Origin of the sequence: Pseudorhodoferax sp. Leaf274, assembly GCF_001422445.1 — a bacterium.
Taxonomy (GTDB): Bacteria; Pseudomonadota; Gammaproteobacteria; order Burkholderiales; family Burkholderiaceae_C; genus Pseudorhodoferax.
This window is the reverse complement of sequence record NZ_LMNA01000030.1, coordinates 167,659-183,749: the sequence shown is the minus strand read 5'-3', so window position 1 is coordinate 183,749 and position 16,091 is coordinate 167,659. Positions and strand designations below refer to the sequence as shown.

Genomic DNA, 16,091 nt, shown 5'->3' with positions numbered 1-16,091 from the left:
CCAGCGGACGCCGCGGAACGGGCTCTGCCCGGCCGCTGGCGGCGCCCCTGGAGGGGTATCGGATGGCTACACGAAGTGAGCCAGCCAAACGGGGTGGTTTCATTTCAGCCGAGATCCGCCGTGATGTCCTCGACATAGGCGTGCAGGGCCTCGAGGATCTCCGCGCCCCGCGCATCGGCATCCTGGCCGTGGCGGTCGAGCTCCTCGAGCAACTGGTCCACGTTGCGGACACCGCCCTCGCCTTCGATCAGCCGCGCGGCGCGGTGCTGCTGCCAGCGTTCCTGCTCTTCCTCGGACAGCGTGTCGGGGAAGTTGCGCGCACGGTAGCGGAAGAAGATCTCCTCGAGGCGCGCATCGTCGAAGCTGTTGCGCGCCGTGGCCAGTGCCTGCGGCGACTGCTGGCGCAGTTGGTTCAGCCGGCGCCGGTCGGCCGGGCCGATGAAGCCGCCGTACAGGTCTTCGTCCACGTCGGGCGTGGCCTGGGGCTCGCGGCGCAGCAGGCCTTCCCACAGGTCCGACAGGTCGGGCAGCGCGGCGGCGTGCGCGGCGTTCTCCAGCTGGGCGGGCAGGTCCAGGCCCCAGCGCCCGGCCATCGCGGGCGCCAGCGTCTTGAGGTTGCCGACCACCATCGGCGACTTGTTCAGGTGCACGCTCTTGAGCGGCAGCCGCGCCATGCCGGGCGGCAGGTCGGCGGCGCGGGTGTACAGGCGCAGCCGCGCGTCCTCGACGGTGAGGCCATCCAGCTGGCGCGGGTCGTGCGCGAGGTCCCAGGCCAGCAGCTCGTTCTTGTTGGTCGGGTGCATGGCCAGCGGCCACATCAGCGCCAGGCAGCCGCGCTCGGTGCCGAACATGCCTGAGACATGCAGGAAGGGCCGCGCTGCCTGCGGTGCGGTCGGCAGGCCCAGCTCCGCGGCCACGCGGTCCTTCTTGTGCAGGGCCAGCGCGAAGTCGAACAGCTTGGGCTGCGCCTGGCGGATCAGGCGGGCCAGCGCGATCGTGGCGCGCACGTCGGACAACGCATCGTGCGCGGCATCGTGCACCAGCCCGTTGGCCGCGCTCAGGTGCTCGAGCTTGAAGCTGGGGCCGCCCCCTTCCTCGGCGGAGCGCTGCGGCCACTGGATGCCCTCGGGCCGCAGCGCGTGGGTGAGCCGCACCACGTCCAGCAGGTCCCAGCGGCCGCAGCCGTTCTGCCACTCGCGTGCATACGGGTCGATCAGGTTGCGCCAGAACAGGAAGCGCGTGACCTCGTCGTCGAAGCGGATGGTGTTGTAGCCCACGCCGATGGTGCCGGCCTGGCTGAACGCGGCCTCGATCCGCGCGGCGAACTCGGCCTCGGGCACGCCGCGCTCCAGGCACAGCTGCGGCGTGATGCCGGTGATCAGGCAAGAGCCGGGATCGGGCAGGTAGTCCGGCGCCGGCTGGCAGTACAGCATGATGGGCTCGCCGATCTCGTTGAGCTCGGCATCGGTGCGGATGGCGGCGAACTGCGAGGGCCGGTCGCGCCGCGGCACGACCCCGAAGGTCTCGTAGTCGTGCCAGAGGAAGGTATGGCTCATGCGCGCCCCAATGCCTTGTCCACGCCCTTGTTGGCCAGCGCATCGGCGCGCTCGTTGCCGGGGTTGCCGGCATGGCCGCGCACCCAGCGCCAGTCGATCTTGTGGCCGCTGGTGGCGACCAGCGCGTCGAGCTTTTGCCACAGTTCCACGTTCTTCACCGGCTGCTTGGTCGAGGTGACCCAGCCGCGCGCCTTCCAGCCCTTGACCCACTCGGTGATGCCCTTGCGCACGTACTCGCTGTCCAGGTACAGCGTGACCTCGCAGGGCTTCTTGAGGGCGGCCAGCGCCTCGATGACGGCGGTCATCTCCATGCGGTTGTTGGTGGTGGCCAGCTCGCCACCGAACAACTCCTTTTCGAGCGTGCCCGACTTCAGCACCACCCCCCAGCCGCCCGGGCCGGGGTTGCCCTTGCAGGCGCCATCGGTGTAGATCTCGACGTGGTTCAACGCAGTCCTTTTTCTCTCTTGGAAACAGAAGGCGCCGGCGCAGCGTGCGCCGGCTCGTGGACAGGGCGCCGCGGGCGCCGGTTGGCCAGCGGCACGGGCCGGGTGGTGAGCTTGCGCGCGCCCTTCCAGTTGGCCTCGAGCAGGCGCAGGCCACGCACCCGCTTGACGGCGGTGACGAAGTAGACCGCGCCCAGAATGGGCCAGCAGCGTTCGCCCAGCGGCTCCATCCAGCCGAAACGGCCGAGCGTGGCCTCGCTGTCCACGGCCGGCCGGTAGCAGCCGAAACGGCTGGACTCGACCTCGAAGGACAGCAGCCGCAGCCAGTCGCGCAGCCGCAGGTAGCCGATGAACTCGCCATCGGCCGGCAGGTACAGCTGGCCCAGGCCCAGCTTGCGGTACAGCCGCCCGCGGCGCTGGCGCAGGCCCCACAGGCTGGCGCTGTTGAAACCGCAGATCACGGCCTGGCCCTCGGGCACGAGCACACGCTCGACCTCGCGCAAGGTGGCATGCGGGTCGGGGCTCAGTTCGAGCGCGTGCGGCAGCAGCACCAGGTCCAGGCTGTTCGATTCGAACGGCAAGGCCGAGAAGTCGCAGGCCAACGCGGCGCGGCCGGCCGTGCCCGGCAGTTCGGCCGCAGCCAGCCAGCGGTTCTGGATGCGGCAGGCGCGCAGCCCATCGAGTTCGCCCGCGCCCAATTGCAACGCGTGGTAACCGAAGACGTCGGCCACCGCCCGGTCGAACGCGGCCTGCTCCCAGGCCAGCAGATAGCGGCCGGGCGGGGTCTGGAACCATTCGTGCAAACCTATAATTTGACCGCTCATGGAACTCATTGCGCTGCCCGCTTTCGCCGACAACTACGTGTGGATGCTGCACGACGGACAGGCGGCGCTGGTGGTCGATCCGGGCGATGCCGCGCCGGTCTTCGAGGCCTTGCAGCGCCGCGGTTTGCAACTGCGCTCGATTCTAGTCACGCACCACCACGCCGATCATGTCGGCGGCGTGGCGGCGCTGCGCGATGCCACGGGCGCCCAGGTGTTCGGCCCGTCGCGCGAGCGCATCCCCGAGCCCCTCACGCGCGTGTCCGGTGGCGACCGCCTGCCGGCCGATCCCGCCACGCTAGGCCTGGCCTTCGAGGTCATCGACGTGCCGGGCCACACGGCCGGCCACATCGCCTACTGGTGCGTGGGCCTGGACGATGCGGACGGCGCGCCCGTGCTGTTCTGCGGCGACACGCTGTTCTCGGGCGGCTGCGGCCGTCTGTTCGAAGGCACGCCCGCGCAGATGCTGGACTCGCTCGACCGGCTCGCCGCCCTGCCCGGCAACACGCGCGTGTGCTGCGCCCATGAGTACACGCTGTCCAACCTCAAATTTGCACGCGCCGTGGAACCTGCGAGCGAGGATCTGCTCCACTACAGCGCGCAGTGCGAACAACAACGCGCGCTGAACCAGCCCACGCTGCCTTCGCGCATCGCGCTGGAACGGCGCATCAATCCCTTCCTGCGCGTACGCGAACCCTTGGTGGCCGAAGCGGCCCGTGGCTTCGACGCCGGCGCGCAGGACGCCGTCGGCGTGCTGGCCGCGCTACGGCAGTGGAAAAACGAATTCAAATGAATGTCCTGATGAAGTACCTCGGCGTGGCGGCCCTGCTCTGGCTGACCGGTTGCGCCAGCATCGACCGCCCCGGCTCCACGATCTCCGCCAACGCCCCCCAGCCTCCCGGCACCACCGTGCAGGTGGACGGCGCCGCCATCCCGGCCGGCCCGCGCCAGGCCATCATTCCCGCGGGCCCGCTGAGCCCCATCACCTCGTCAGAACTGCGCTCCGGGCCCGTCACGCTGCAGCTGCCGCCGGCCGACCTGTGGGAGCGCATCCGCCGCGGCTTCGCCATGCCCGACCTGGACAGCGATCTCGTGCGCGACCGCGAGCAGTGGTATGCCACGCGGCCCGACTACATCCAGCGCATGACCGAGCGCTCGTCCAAGTACCTGTTCCACATCGTCGAGGAACTCGAGGTGCGTGGCATGCCGACCGAGCTGGCCCTGCTGCCCTACATCGAGAGCGCCTTCAACCCGCAGGCGGTGTCGGTGGCCAAGGCCGCGGGCATGTGGCAGTTCATGCCGGCCACGGGCACCTACTTCGAGCTCAAGCAGAACATCTTTCGCGACGACCGGCGCGACGTGCTGGCCTCCACGCGCGCGGCGCTGGACTACCTGCAGAAGCTCTACGGCATGTTCGGCGACTGGCACCTGGCGCTGGCAGCCTACAACTGGGGCGAAGGCAGCGTGGGCCGTGCCATCGCGCGCAACCAGCGCGCCGGCCTGCCGACGGGCTACACCGACCTGTCCATGCCCAACGAGACACGCTACTACGTGCCCAAGCTGCAGGCGGTCAAGAACATCGTGGCCCAGCCGGAGCGCTTCAGCGCCGACCTGCCGCTGATCGAGAACCACCCCTACTTCCAGATGGTCGACCTGTCGCACGACATCGACGTGGCGCTGGCCGCGCGGCTGGCCGACGTCTCGCCCGACGACTTCCGCGCGCTCAACCCGGCGATGAACAAGCAGGTGATCCTGGCCGCCGCCACGCCGCAGATCCTGCTGCCGTGGGACAACGCGCTCGTGTTCAAGCGCAACCTGGATGCCCACACCAAGGGCCAGTACGCGAGCTGGGGCGCCTGGACCGTGCCCAGCACCATGAGCGTGGCCGTGGCCGCCGACCGCGTGGGCATGAGCGAGGCAGACCTGCGCAACGTCAACAACATCCCGCCGCGCATGCTGATCAAGGCCGGCTCGGTGCTGGTGGTGCCGCGCTCGGGCAAGATGGGCGATGTCACGAGCCAGATGGCCGACAACGCCAGCCTGCAACTGGCGCCCGAGATCGTCACGCGCAAGACCGTCGTGAAGGCCGCGCGCAAGGACACCATCGCCAGCCTGGCGCGGCGCTACCGCGTGAGCACCGCGCAGGTTGCCGACTGGAACGACATCGCACCCTCGGCCGCGCTGCGCGCCGGCCAGGCGATTACCCTGTTCCTGCCGGTGCGCGCCACCGCGGCCCGCACGCAGACGGTGGCCAAGAGCCGCCCCGCCACGCGCCAGGCCGCACCGTCGGCGCGGCAGCCGGCCAAGAAGCGCGCCGCGCGCTGATCAGGCGGCCTCCCCGACCAGCTCCGGGCGCGCCGCGCGCCGCAGCGCCACCGCATCGACCTCGGCGAGCGACTGCTCGCCACGCACCAGCCGGAACAGCCGCATCGAGTCGCTGACGCCCTGGGTCCGGCCCTGCAACGATTGCGCCGCTGCGGCCAGTTGCTCCACCAGCGCCGCGTTCTGCTGCGTGATGCCGTCCATCTGGTTCACGCCCTCGTTGATCTGCGCGATGCCCCGCTGCTGCTCGCGTGCGGCGCTGCTGATCTCGTCCAGCGCGGTGCGCACCTTGGCCACGGAAGACAGGGCCTGCTGCATGCGCTCGCGCGCCTCGCCCGTGCGGCTGGCGCCCTGCTCCACGCGGGCAGCCGACTCGACGATCAGCTCGCGGATCTCGCGCGCCGCACCCGAGCTGCGCTGTGCCAGCGCACGCACCTCCGAGGCCACGACGGCAAAGCCACGGCCGCTCTCGCCGGCGCGCGCCGCCTCCACCGCGGCGTTCAGCGCGAGGATGTTGGTCTGGAAGGCCACGCCCTCGATCAGCTGCACGATCTCGCCGATCTGCTTGGACGACTGCGTGATGCGCTCCATGGTTTCGGCGGCGGCCAGCACGGCGGCGTTGCTGCGCTCGGTCACCTCCGAGGTGGCGTGCGCCAGCTCGGCACCGCGCGACGCAGAGGTCGCACTCTGCTCCACCGTGCCGTTGATCTGGTCCATCGACGCGGCGGTCTGCTGCAGGCTGCTGGCCTGCGATTCGGTGCGGGCCGACAGGTCGTGGTTGCCGGCGGCGATCTCACCCACGGCCTCGCCCAGCTGGCGCACCTCCGAGCGCACATCGGACACCACGGTGCGCAGGTTGACCGACATCTGCATCAGCGCGCGCTGCAGGTGCCCCACCGCACCCGTGGCGTCGGTGGCCACCCGGTGCGACAGGTCGCCCGATGCGAGCCGGTTGGCGTCGGCCACCAGGCCCTTGAGCGGCGCCAGCATGAGCTGGCGCACGCCCCACACCGCGCCGGCCGTGGCCACGGCCGCCACCGCCAGGACCGCGGCGTCTGGCAGGTCGAACCAGCTGGCCAGCACGATGGCGGCGGAGGCCGTCAACTGCAGCGCCAGCAGCTTGCCGTTGGCCTGCGGCTTGAGGCCCTGCGCGACCCGGCCCCAGAGGTCGCGGCGCCGCACCTCGCCGCTCTGCAGCACGTGGCTCAGGCTGCCGCTGGCCGCCTCTTCGCGCATGCTGGCGTACAGGCGCTCGGCCGCCTCGACGCGGGCACGCGCCGCGTGGGTGCGCACCGACAGGAAGCCGGTGATGCGGTCGCCATCCATCATCGGCGTGGCGTTGGCCTGCACCCAGTAGTGGTCGCCGTTCTTGCGCCGGTTCTTGACCAGGGCGCTCCAGGGCGCACCGCCCTGGATGGTGGCCCACATGTCGCGGAAGGCTTCGGCCGGCATGTCCGGATGCCGCACCAGGTTGTGCGGCTGGCCCAGCAGTTCGTCACGCGTGAAGCCGCTGACCTCGATGAAGGCCGGGTTGCAGTAGGTGATGCGGCCTTTCAGGTCGGTCACCGAGACCAACGTCTGGTCGGCAGGGAATTGGTATTCGTGCCCGGTGATGGGCTGGTTGTTGCGCATGTTGTCCCCACTCGTTGGTCGGAACGCACAGTCTAGTCACATAAACAAGCAAATAAAATCAAAATTTCGCGCGGCCGACGCGCGAATTGACCTGCGTCAAGTCTGCGGGCCAGTCGTGTTGCGCAACAGGTCGGAACGCCGGGCATCGGCCAGCGCGGCGACGCCGGCCAATTGCATCGCCAGCTTCAGCTCGCCGAGCAGGATGGCGATGGCACGGTGGGCGCCGGCCTGGCCGCCCGCGCAGGCGCCGAACAGCGCGGCACGGCCGATGGCCACGGCCTGCGCGCCCAGCATGCGGGCCTTGAGCGCGTCCACGCCGCGCCGCACTCCGGAATCGACGAGCAGCGGCAGGCGCCCTGCCAGCCGCGCGCCAATGGCCGCGAGCGCATCGGCAGAGGCCTGGGCGCCATCGAGCTGGCGCCCGCCGTGGTTGGACACCCAGATGCCGTCCACGCCCAGGCCCGCGAGCCGCTCGGCATCGTCTGGGTGCTCCACGCCCTTGACCAGGAGCCGGCCGGGCCAGCTGTCGCGCAGGACGCGCAGGTCGTCCCAGCCGTAGGACGCATCCAGGTTCTGGCCGACCCTGGCCGCGATCGTCAGGCCTGCGCTGTCGTCGCCCAGCAGGCCGCGCACGTTCTCGAACCCCGGTCTGCCGCCGCGCGCCATGCGCCATGCCCAGCCTGGGTGGGTGAGCCCCTCCCACAGGTGGCGTGGCGTCATGCGCAGCGGGATGGCGACGCCGTTGCGCAGGTCGCGTTCGCGCTTGCCGCCAGCCGGCAGGTCCACCGTGACGACCAGCGTGCCATAGCCCGCGGCCCAGGCGCGCTGCACCAGCGTGGCGTTGAACGCGCGGTCGCGCAGCACGTAGAGCTGGAACCACAGCGGCCCCTGCACGGCATCGGCCATGCGCTCGATGCCGGTGGTCGACATGGTCGACAGCGTGTAGGGAATGCCGTGCGCCGCCGCCGCCCGCGCGATGGCGATGTCGGCACCGGGCCAGCCCAGCGCGCACGAGCCCATGGGCGCCACCACGAAGGGCGCGGCCGACGGGGTGCCGGCGATGTCCGTCGACAGGTCGGGCGCGGACACGTCGACCAGCACGCGCGGCACGATGCGCGCGCGTTCGAACGCGGCCCGGTTGTCGGCCAGCGTGAGCTCGTCCTCGGCTCCCCCGTCGATGAACTCGAACACCGAGCGCGGCAGCCGGCGCCGCGCGATGGCGCGCAGGTCGGCAATGGACAGCGCGCGGTCCAGCCGGGCCATCAGCGCCTGCGCGAAACGGCCGCCATGTAGGTGTCGAACGGGGCCTCGCAGTACTGCTGCCAGACCACCTGCTCGTTGCGGAACTTGATCCAGTGCGCAAAGATTTTCTGGAACGCCGGGCTCTTGTCGGCCAGCTCGGTGTAGAGCTGCTCGGTGGCCTTGTAGCAGGCGTCCAGCACCGGCCGCGAGAAGCCGCGCAGCTGCGCCCCGCCCGACACCAGCCGCGCCAGCGCACGCGGGTTCTCGGTGTCGTACTTGGCGGTGGACCACTGGTTGGCCTCGGCCACCGCGACCCGCACGGCCGCCTGGTAGTGCGCCGGCAGCGCAGCCCAGGCCTTGGGCCCGATGAACAGGTTCAGCGTGGCCGAGCCCTCCCACCAGCCGGGGTAGTAGTAGTACTTGGCCACCTTGTGCAGGCCCAGCTTTTCGTCGTCGTAGGGGCCGACGAATTCGGCGGCGTCGATCACGCCCTTCTCCAGCGCCGGGTACAGGTCGCCGGCCGCCAGCTGCTGGGCCACCACGCCGAGCTTGGCCAGGGCCATGCCGGCCAGACCGCCGACGCGGAACTTCAGGTTCTTGAAGTCTTCGGGGGTCTTGATCTCCTTGCGGTACCAGCCGGCCATCTGCGCACCGGTGTTGCCCACCGGCAGCATGACCACGCCCTGCGTGGCATAGAACTCGTTGAGCAGGTCCATGCCGCCCGCCTCGTAGAGCCAGGCGTTCTGCCCGCGTGCGTTGAGGCCGAACGGCAGCGCGGTGCCGAAGCCGTAGGCCGGGTCCTTGCCGATGTAGAAGTAGCTGGCGGAATGGCCGGCCTCCACCGAGCCGGACTGCACGGCATCCAGCACCTGCAGCGCCGGCACCAGTTCGCCGGCGGCGTGCAGCGAGATGTTGAAGCGGCCCTCGGTCAGCTCGCCGACGCGCTTGACCGCCATGTCCATGGCGCCATAGATCGTGGTCAGCGATTTCGGGTAGCTGGAGGCCAGGCGCCAGCGGACCTGCGGGTTGCTGCCTTGCGCGAGCGCGGGCGCGGCCAGGCCCGCTGCGAGGGTGCCGGCCACGCTGCCGCGGGCCAGGAATCGTCTGCGTTGCATGTTCTCGGTGTCTCCGTGTGTGGCTTCAGTCGTGGCGGATGGCGACGGTCTTGAGCACCGTGAACGCGTAGAGCGCCTCGAATCCCTTCTCGCGCCCATGGCCGCTGGCCTTGACGCCGCCGAACGGCAACTCGATGCCGCCGCCCGCGCCGTAGTTGTTGACGAACACCTGGCCCGCGCGCAGCTGGCGCGCCATGCGCAACTGGCGGCCACCGTCGCGGCTCCAGACGCTGGCCACGAGGCCGTAGTCGGTGGCGTTGGCGATGCGCACGGCGTCCGCCTCGTCGTCGAAGGGCATGGCGGCCAGCACCGGGCCGAACACCTCTTCCTGCGCCAGCCGGTGCGCCACGGGCACGTCGCGCACCAGCGTGGGCGGCTGGTAGAAGCCGCCCTGCGGCGCGGCCGGGTCGACGCTGCCCTGGGCCACGATGGGCAGGCCGTCGCGCCGCACCTCGTCCAGGAACCCGGCCACGCGCTGCTGCTGGGTCTTGCGGATCAGCGGGCCGCAGTCCAGGTCCATCTGCGAGGAGCCCACGCGCAGCGCGGCGAACATCGGCCCCAGGCGCGCCAGCACGGCTTCGTAGGCGCTGCGCTCGACCAGCAGGCGGCTGCCCGCGGAGCAGGTCTGGCCGGCGTTCTGGACGATGGCGTTGACGATGACGGGCAGCGCCGCATCGAGGTCGGCATCGGCGAACACGATCTGCGGGCTCTTGCCGCCGAGCTCCAGCGTGACCGGGGTGTGGTTCTCGCAGGCCGCGCGCGTGACGACCTTGCCGATGTTGGGCGAGCCCGTGAACGACACGTGGTCGATGCCGGGGTGCTTGACCAGCGCGTCGCCGGCCTCGTGGCCATAGCCCGTCACGATGTTGATGGCGCCGCTCGGAAAGCCGGCCTCGGCCGCGAGTTCTGCCACGCGCAGCAGCGACAGGCAGGCGTCCTCGGCCGGCTTGACCACGCAGGCGTTGCCGGCGGCCAGCGCGCCGCCCACGCTGCGGCCGAAGATCTGCAGAGGGTAGTTCCACGGCACGATGTGGCCGGTCACGCCATGCGGCTCGCGCCAGGTCAGCACCGTGTAGCCGTTCTGGTAGGGAATGGTCTCGCCGTGCAGCTTGTCGCAGGCACCGGCATAGAACTCGAAGTAGCGCACGATGGCCAGCGCATCGGCGCGTGCCTGCTTCATGGGCTTGCCGGCGTCGCGCGCCTCGATGTGCGCAAGCTCGTCGGTGTGCTGGGCCAGGTGCAGCGCCAGCTTGTGCATGAGGCGGCCACGTTCGGCCGCGGTCAACCGGCCCCAGTCGCCTTCATAGGCCCCGCGCGCGGCGGCCACGGCCAGGTCGATGTCGGCTGCATTGCCGCGCGCGATGGCGTCGAAGACCTGGCCGTCGGACGGATCGACGACGGGGATGCTTTCGCCCGAGGCGGGCGCGACGCGGCGGTTGCCGATGAAATGCTGCTGCATGCTTGTCTCCTGGCCGACGTTGGCGGCGCGGATGTTAGGAGCTTGCCGCCAGAGTTGTCAAAGTGTTTTACTACTTCATGCGCCGACTCCGTACTATCCCGCTTCCTGCCGGTGCACGATCGCGTCTACAAGTCAATTCGGATGACAAATTCAGAAGAACCAGCCGCACCGTCCCTGCCCCTGGGCCTGCAGCCCGTGCGGCACGAGCGGTTTGCCGAACGCGTGTACGAGAGTCTGTTCCATGCGGTCATGACCGGCCGCCTGGCGCCGGGCGCGCGGCTGCCGTCCGAGGTGGAACTGGCGGCCAGCTTCCAGGTCTCGCGCCCGGTGGTGCGCCAGGCGCTGGACCGGCTCCGCAGCGACCGGCTGGTCGAATCCATCCGCGGCTCGGGCACCTATGTGCGCACCGAACCCGCCACCATGCCCATCGTGCCACTGGCGCGCAGCACGGCCGACCTGAGCCACATCGCGCATGGGCTGGAGCTGCGGCTGGTGGTCGAGCCCGAATGCGCCTACCTCGCCGCGATGCGCCGCAAGCCGCGCGACCTGGCCCGCATGGAGGAGATGCTGGAGGGTTTCGAGCATGCCAACCGCCGCGGCGACGTGGCCCACCATTTCGACCACGGCTTCCACGAGGCCATTGCCCAGGCCACGGCGAATCCGCGCATGGCGCAGGTGCTCAAGTCGCTGGAGTACGACGTGAGCCATGCCGTCAACCTGTGGCGCCACCTGGCGCGCATGCAGCCCTGGCGCCGCACCCAGGATGCGCTGGACGAGCACCGACACATCTTCGCGCTGATCCGCGCGCAGGACCCGCAGGCCGCGCGCCACGCCATGCGCGCGCACGTGGAGAACGCGCGCGTGCGCATGCTGGAGATCGAGCCGGGCACCTGAGGCCCGGCCGTGCATGGCGCTGCCTTGCGTTGCCGCGTCAGAGCTTGAAGCGCTCCTTGGCCTTGCGCGCGAACGCGTTGGTGAACAGCCTGGCGGGATCGATGCGCGCGCTGTCGATGTCTGCATCGAAACTGGCCAGCGTGCGCAAGGCCGTGGCGCCACCGTCCTCGGGCACCAGGCCGTCGGGAGAAATCGTATCGCGCACCTTCTGGAACGAGGCGAGGTAGAGCGCGCGGTCGCCCAGCAGGTAGTTCTCGGGCACGGTGCGCACGATGTCGCCGGGGCCGGCCGTCTGCAGCCACTTGAGCGCGTGCACGATGGCGTGGGCCAGCGCCTGGCAGACGCGCGGCTGGGTCGCGATGAAGGCGGTGGACGCATACAGGCAGGCGGCCGGCATGTTGCCGCCGAACAGGTCCTGCGAACCCTTGAGCGTGCGCGTGTCGGCCACGATGCGCACATCGCCGTGCTGCTCGAGCATGGTCATCACGGGCTCGGTGTTGCTCATGGCGTCGAGCTCGCCCGCGCGCAGCGTGGCCAGTGCCTCGGCCCCCGTGCCCACGCCGACGAAGCGCGCCTCGTGCGGCTTGACGCCGGCGCGCGCAAGCAGCAACTGCGCCACCATCTGCGTGGATGTGCCCGGTGCCGACACGCCGATGCTGCGCCCGCGCAGGCTCGCCAGGCCCTGGTACTGGGCCAGCGTGCGCGTGGAAACGCCCATGGCGATCTGCGGCGCGCGCCCCTGCAGCACGAAGGACTGGTAGGCCAGGTTGCGGCTGCGCAGCAACACGAGGGACTCGAAGGGGCCGGCGCCGATGTCGGCCGTACCGCTGAGCACGGCCTGCATGGCGTGCCCGCCCGCGGCATGGTCCTCGACCACCACATCCAGGCCCTCGGCCTTGAAGTAGCCGAGCTGCTCGGCAATGGTCAGCGGCAGGTAGTAGAAGGTGGCCTTGCCGCCCACGGCCAGGGTCAGCCGCGTTCTCTCGGGTTTCTCCTGGGCCCGCAGGGCAGGAGCGGCCACCCACGCCGCACCGGCCAGGCCGGCAGCCACGATGCAGCGTCGTCGAAAAGCAGGCGTCTGCATGGTTCTGGTTCCTGGCACAAGGCCGGCCCAGCATAGTCATGCCCTGCGGCGCGCGTCATCCGGAACATCCCTTTGGGGAAAGCACGTAAGCGATGCTGCGGATGGCGCCCCGCGCGGCGCAGCCCTCAGCGACGGTCCACCAGCGCGTGCGCGATGGTCGAGAGGTCGACGTATTCGAGCTCGCTGCCCGCGGGCACGCCGCGCGCGAGCCGCGTGACGGCCAGGCCGCGGGCCTTGAGCGATGACGCGATGGCGTGTGCCGTGGCCTCGCCCTCGGCCGTGAAGTTGGTGGCCAGGATGACCTCCTGCACCACGCCGTCGCAGGCGCGGTCGACCAGTTCGTGCAGGCCGATGTCCTTGGGGCCGATGCCATCGAGCGGACTGAGCCGCCCCATCAGCACGAAGTAGCGCCCCCTGAAGGCGGCGGTGCGCTCCACGGCCGACTGGTCGGCCGGCGTCTCCACCACGCACAGCTTGCTGGCATCTCGGCGCGGGTCGGCACAGGTGCTGCAGATCTCGGCTTCGGTGAAGGTATGGCATAGCGCGCAGTGGCGCACCTGGTCCACCGCCTGCGTCAGCGCGCGGGCCAGGGCCTGCGCACCGACACGGTCGTGCTGCAGCAGGTGGAAGGCCATGCGCGAGGCCGACTTGGCCCCCACGCCTGGCAGGCGGCGCAGCCCCTCGACCAACGCCTGCAGCGAGCCGGAATCGGCCACGGAAGGTTTGCCGCCGGCCTCAGAAAGGGAACTTCATGCCGCCCGGCAGGCCCGGCATGCCGGCCGTGAGCTTGCCCATCTTTTCCTGGCTGGTCTCTTCGGCCTTGCGCACGGCGGCGTTGAAGGCGGCGGCCACCAGGTCTTCCAGCATGTCCTTGTCGTCGGCCAGCAGGCTGGGGTCGATGGTGATGCGCTTGACGTCGTGCTTGCAGGTCATGACGACCTTGACCAGGCCGGCGCCGGACTCGCCCTCGACCTCAATGAAGGCCAGCTCGTCCTGCGCCTTCTTGAGGTTGTCCTGCATGGCCTGGGCCTGCTTCATGAGGCCGGCCAGTTGTCCCTTGTTGAACATGCGAATACTCCTAGAGGTTTTTGAATCAAAGTGGCTTGATGCCGCTGGCGACGATTTTCGCGCCAAAGTCGCGCACCAGGCTTTGCACATAACTGTCGTTGCGCACGGTCTCTTCGGCCACGCGCTGCTTCTCGGCTGCGAACGCGGCATTGCGGCGCGCCGGGCTGTCGCTGACGGTGCCCACTTCCACGCTGAGGCGGGTGCCCAGGCCCGCCTGCTCCAGTGCGGCCCGCAGCCGCTCGCGGCTGCCCGCCTGGTTCAGCGACTCGCGCTCCACGCGCAGCATCCAGTGGTCGCCATCGCGCGCGATCAGCTGGGCCTGCAGCGCCAGTTCGCGCGCCAGCGCGGTGATGGCCTCGGCGGCAACGAGCTGCTGCACGGTCTGGTGCCACAGGTCGCCCTCCTCGTTGGGCACCAGCCGCGATGGCCCGGTGGCGGACTGGGGCTGCTGGCGCGCGCCGGGTTCGGGTTGCTCGCGCACGGCGACGGCCACCACGTCCTGCTGCGGCGCATGGACGGGCGCAGCGGGCGCGGGAGCCTGCACCTGCACGGGCGGCATCTCCACCACACGCAGGCGTTCGCCCTCGGGCCTGGCCGGGGCCGCCGAGACCGACGGCATGGCCGGACGCGGCGCGGAGGACGGCGCCGGGGCGGGCGCAGCGCTGGGTGCCGGTGCAGATGGAGGTGTGGCAGTGGGAGTGACGGTGGGGGCAGAGGCCTGCGCCGCGCGGCTCAGGCCGGCACCGCCGTCATGCGGAGTTTTTTTTTCCGCCGTGGCGCCGGCCGGCTTGAACGCCAGCAGCCGCAACAGCACCATCGTGAGCCCGGCGTACTCGTCCGGCGCCAGGCCCAGTTCGGCGCGGCCGTGCAGGCAGATGGAATAGAGCAGCTGCGTCTCGTCGGCCGGCATCGCGGCGGCCAGTCGGGCAGCGTCGGCCAGCTCGGCGTCGTCGCCGCGGGCGCCATCGGGCACGGCCTGCAGCACGGCCATGCGCTGCAGCATGGCGGCCATGTCCTCCAGCGTGGCCGCGGCCGACAAGCCCTGCAGGCGCAGCTCCTCGCAGGTGTCGACCACGGTGCGCCCGTCGCCATCGGCCAGCGCCTGCAGCAGGCGCAGCACGTGGCTGCGGTCGGCGCTGCCCAGCATCTGGCGCACGGTGGCCTCCTGCAGCTGGCCGGCACCGAACGCGATCGCCTGGTCGGTCAGCGACAGCGCGTCGCGCATGGAGCCGCGTGCCGCACGCGCCAGCAGCCGCAGCGAGGCGTCGTCGGCCGGCACGCCCTCGGACTGGAGCACACGGCCCAGGTGCTCGCGCACCGTCTCGGGCGCCATCGGCCGCAGGTTGAACTGCAGGCAGCGCGAGAGCACCGTGACCGGAACCTTCTGCGGGTCGGTGGTGGCCAGCACGAACTTGAGGTACTCGGGCGGCTCCTCCAGCGTCTTGAGCATGGCGTTGAAGGCCGTGTTCGTGAGCATGTGCACTTCATCGATCATGAAGACCTTGAAGCGGCCCTGCACCGGCTTGTACACGGCCTGCTCCAGCAGCCCCTGCACCTCGTCCACGCCGCGGTTGGACGCCGCGTCCAACTCGGTGTAGTCGATGAAGCGGCCGGCATCGATCTCGGTGCAGGCCTGGCACACGCCGCAGGGCTGTGCCGTCACCCCGCCCTGCCCGTCCGGGCCCTGGCAATTGAGCGACTTGGCCAGGATGCGCGACACGGTGGTCTTGCCGACGCCGCGCGTGCCCGTGAACAGGTAGGCGTGGTGCAAGCGCTGGCTGGTCAGTGCGTTCTCGAGCGCGCGGACCACATGCTCCTGCCCCACCATCTCTCCAAACGTCTTGGGTCGGAATTTGCGCGCGAGAACCAGATAGGACATCCGCGCATTCTACGAACCGGTCCAGGGGGCAATTCGGCGCGGCTACAATGCGCCTCGACGGGCCTTCCCGCATGGTGAAGCGGCCAACCGGGTCAGGTGGGGAACCAAGCAGCCCTAACTGTGTAGCCAGTGCCGGGGTCAAGGCTCGTCACCCCCTCCCTCTCCCTGTTTCAGCGCCCGAGCGGCCCAGGCGCCGCGTGCAATGGGTGGAACGCGCGCGTCGGATCGCCTACATTGCAGCGATGCACAGACACCCTGCCGCACTGACCCATTTGCAGCACATCCGCGAGTGCCTCGCCCATGTCGCGGACGAGCAAGCCCGGAAAGACGGCCTGGAATTGGTCGAGCGGATCGAGATCTACATCCGCTTTCAGAAGCTCACCAAGTCGATGATGCTGGAAGCCTTGGACGCATTGCGCGGCATCCCCGGGACCGAGGCGAGCATCGAGGCACTGGAGGCCATGGCCTCCTCGCCAGCCAGGAAGTAGTGAGCGGCCTTCGGCGGCGCGGCTCAAGCCCTGCCAGAGCGCGACGGAAGACAGGCTTCTGACCGAGTACCGGTCGCCACGGCCTAGT

Annotated in this window: 15 protein-coding genes and 1 other RNA gene; 5 read left to right on the top strand and 11 right to left on the bottom strand. The window is 70.3% G+C overall.

What is annotated here, in order from left to right; genetic code table 11:
* Positions 1-104: 104 nt before the first annotated feature.
* From sbcB to ASF44_RS27660, 3 genes are read right to left on the bottom strand one after another with little or no spacing between them, the layout of a single operon-like run.
* On the bottom strand, positions 105-1,556 hold the full coding sequence (sbcB, locus tag ASF44_RS27670) for an exodeoxyribonuclease I (RefSeq protein ID WP_056902491.1): 1,452 nt from the start codon (positions 1,554-1,556) through the stop codon (positions 105-107).
* The gene (gene rnhA, locus ASF44_RS27665; protein WP_056902490.1) at positions 1,553-2,002 is read right to left on the bottom strand and encodes a ribonuclease HI; all 450 of its coding nucleotides are present in this window, start codon (positions 2,000-2,002) and stop codon (positions 1,553-1,555) included. Before rnhA ends, sbcB begins: the two co-directional genes overlap by 4 nt.
* A complete protein-coding gene (locus ASF44_RS27660) occupies positions 1,999-2,823 on the bottom strand; it encodes a class I SAM-dependent methyltransferase (protein ID WP_200930680.1) in 825 nt (274 codons plus the stop codon). Before ASF44_RS27660 ends, rnhA begins: the two co-directional genes overlap by 4 nt.
* Here ASF44_RS27660 and gloB point away from each other — a divergent pair.
* Both gloB and ASF44_RS27650 read left to right on the top strand, forming a co-directional pair.
* Entirely contained in the window at positions 2,822-3,613 is a 792-nt protein-coding gene (gene gloB, locus ASF44_RS27655; RefSeq protein WP_056902488.1) for a hydroxyacylglutathione hydrolase, read from the top strand. The genes ASF44_RS27660 and gloB overlap by 2 nt on opposite strands.
* Positions 3,610-5,145, top strand: coding sequence for a transglycosylase SLT domain-containing protein (locus ASF44_RS27650; protein WP_056902487.1), 1,536 nt, complete (start codon positions 3,610-3,612; stop codon positions 5,143-5,145). Before gloB ends, ASF44_RS27650 begins: the two co-directional genes overlap by 4 nt.
* Here ASF44_RS27650 and ASF44_RS27645 read toward each other — a convergent pair whose 3' ends face one another.
* From ASF44_RS27645 to ASF44_RS27630, 4 genes are all read right to left on the bottom strand, one after another.
* On the bottom strand, positions 5,146-6,774 hold the full coding sequence (locus ASF44_RS27645) for a PAS domain-containing methyl-accepting chemotaxis protein (RefSeq protein WP_056902486.1): 1,629 nt from the start codon (positions 6,772-6,774) through the stop codon (positions 5,146-5,148).
* A 96-nt stretch (positions 6,775-6,870) separates the two neighbouring features.
* Positions 6,871-8,037, bottom strand: coding sequence for an alpha-hydroxy acid oxidase (locus tag ASF44_RS27640; protein WP_056902485.1), 1,167 nt, complete (start codon positions 8,035-8,037; stop codon positions 6,871-6,873).
* Positions 8,037-9,131 (bottom strand): TRAP transporter substrate-binding protein, encoded by a 1,095-nt coding sequence (locus ASF44_RS27635; protein ID WP_056902484.1) that lies wholly within the window; start codon positions 9,129-9,131, stop codon positions 8,037-8,039. Before ASF44_RS27635 ends, ASF44_RS27640 begins: the two co-directional genes overlap by 1 nt.
* Positions 9,132-9,156: 25 nt before the next feature.
* Entirely contained in the window at positions 9,157-10,590 is a 1,434-nt protein-coding gene (locus ASF44_RS27630; RefSeq protein WP_056902483.1) for an aldehyde dehydrogenase family protein, read from the bottom strand.
* A gap of 141 nt (positions 10,591-10,731) precedes the next feature.
* On the opposite strand from ASF44_RS27630, the gene ASF44_RS27625 reads away from it, so the two are divergent.
* Positions 10,732-11,484 carry a FadR/GntR family transcriptional regulator gene (locus ASF44_RS27625; protein ID WP_082525090.1) on the top strand — a complete coding sequence of 251 codons (753 nt, stop codon included), beginning with the start codon at positions 10,732-10,734 and terminating at the stop codon, positions 11,482-11,484.
* Between the two features lie 37 nt (positions 11,485-11,521).
* On the opposite strand, the gene ASF44_RS27620 is transcribed toward ASF44_RS27625, so the two are convergent.
* From ASF44_RS27620 to dnaX, 4 genes are all read right to left on the bottom strand, one after another.
* Positions 11,522-12,568 carry an ABC transporter substrate-binding protein gene (locus ASF44_RS27620; protein WP_056902482.1) on the bottom strand — a complete coding sequence of 349 codons (1,047 nt, stop codon included), beginning with the start codon at positions 12,566-12,568 and terminating at the stop codon, positions 11,522-11,524.
* A 125-nt stretch (positions 12,569-12,693) separates the two neighbouring features.
* Positions 12,694-13,284, bottom strand: a complete 591-nt coding sequence (recR, locus tag ASF44_RS27615; RefSeq protein WP_056902481.1) for a recombination mediator RecR — start codon at positions 13,282-13,284, stop codon at positions 12,694-12,696.
* Between the two features lie 19 nt (positions 13,285-13,303).
* Positions 13,304-13,636: a YbaB/EbfC family nucleoid-associated protein gene (locus tag ASF44_RS27610; RefSeq protein ID WP_056902480.1), complete on the bottom strand. Its 333-nt coding sequence runs from the start codon at positions 13,634-13,636 to the stop codon at positions 13,304-13,306.
* A 25-nt stretch (positions 13,637-13,661) separates the two neighbouring features.
* Positions 13,662-15,515, bottom strand: coding sequence for a DNA polymerase III subunit gamma/tau (gene dnaX / locus ASF44_RS27605; RefSeq protein WP_056902479.1), 1,854 nt, complete (start codon positions 15,513-15,515; stop codon positions 13,662-13,664).
* A 56-nt stretch (positions 15,516-15,571) separates the two neighbouring features.
* On the opposite strand from dnaX, the gene ffs reads away from it, so the two are divergent.
* Together ffs and ASF44_RS27600 are read left to right on the top strand one after the other, a co-directional pair.
* Positions 15,572-15,668, top strand: an RNA gene (gene ffs, locus ASF44_RS31360) — signal recognition particle sRNA small type.
* 89 nt (positions 15,669-15,757) lie between these two features.
* Positions 15,758-16,003 carry a hypothetical protein gene (locus ASF44_RS27600; protein WP_162243880.1) on the top strand — a complete coding sequence of 82 codons (246 nt, stop codon included), beginning with the start codon at positions 15,758-15,760 and terminating at the stop codon, positions 16,001-16,003.
* Positions 16,004-16,091 lie beyond the last annotated feature (88 nt).

Excerpts from the sequence above, each read along its gene's own strand:
- ASF44_RS27645 (WP_056902486.1), bottom strand. The coding sequence starts at position 6,774 with ATGCGCAACAACCAGCCCATCACCGGGCACGAATACCAATTCCCTGCC.
- ASF44_RS27610 (WP_056902480.1), bottom strand. The coding sequence starts at position 13,636 with ATGTTCAACAAGGGACAACTGGCCGGCCTCATGAAGCAGGCCCAGGCC.
- ASF44_RS27650 (WP_056902487.1), top strand. The coding sequence starts at position 3,610 with ATGAATGTCCTGATGAAGTACCTCGGCGTGGCGGCCCTGCTCTGGCTG.
- ASF44_RS27660 (WP_200930680.1), bottom strand. The coding sequence starts at position 2,823 with ATGAGCGGTCAAATTATAGGTTTGCACGAATGGTTCCAGACCCCGCCC.
- ASF44_RS27625 (WP_082525090.1), top strand. The coding sequence starts at position 10,732 with ATGACAAATTCAGAAGAACCAGCCGCACCGTCCCTGCCCCTGGGCCTG.
- ASF44_RS27635 (WP_056902484.1), bottom strand. The coding sequence starts at position 9,131 with ATGCAACGCAGACGATTCCTGGCCCGCGGCAGCGTGGCCGGCACCCTC.
- dnaX (WP_056902479.1), bottom strand. The coding sequence starts at position 15,515 with ATGTCCTATCTGGTTCTCGCGCGCAAATTCCGACCCAAGACGTTTGGA.
- ASF44_RS27620 (WP_056902482.1), bottom strand. The coding sequence starts at position 12,568 with ATGCAGACGCCTGCTTTTCGACGACGCTGCATCGTGGCTGCCGGCCTG.
- ASF44_RS27630 (WP_056902483.1), bottom strand. The coding sequence starts at position 10,590 with ATGCAGCAGCATTTCATCGGCAACCGCCGCGTCGCGCCCGCCTCGGGC.
- gloB (WP_056902488.1), top strand. The coding sequence starts at position 2,822 with ATGGAACTCATTGCGCTGCCCGCTTTCGCCGACAACTACGTGTGGATG.
- ASF44_RS27600 (WP_162243880.1), top strand. The coding sequence starts at position 15,758 with ATGCACAGACACCCTGCCGCACTGACCCATTTGCAGCACATCCGCGAG.
- ASF44_RS27640 (WP_056902485.1), bottom strand. The coding sequence starts at position 8,037 with ATGGCCCGGCTGGACCGCGCGCTGTCCATTGCCGACCTGCGCGCCATC.
- sbcB (WP_056902491.1), bottom strand. The coding sequence starts at position 1,556 with ATGAGCCATACCTTCCTCTGGCACGACTACGAGACCTTCGGGGTCGTG.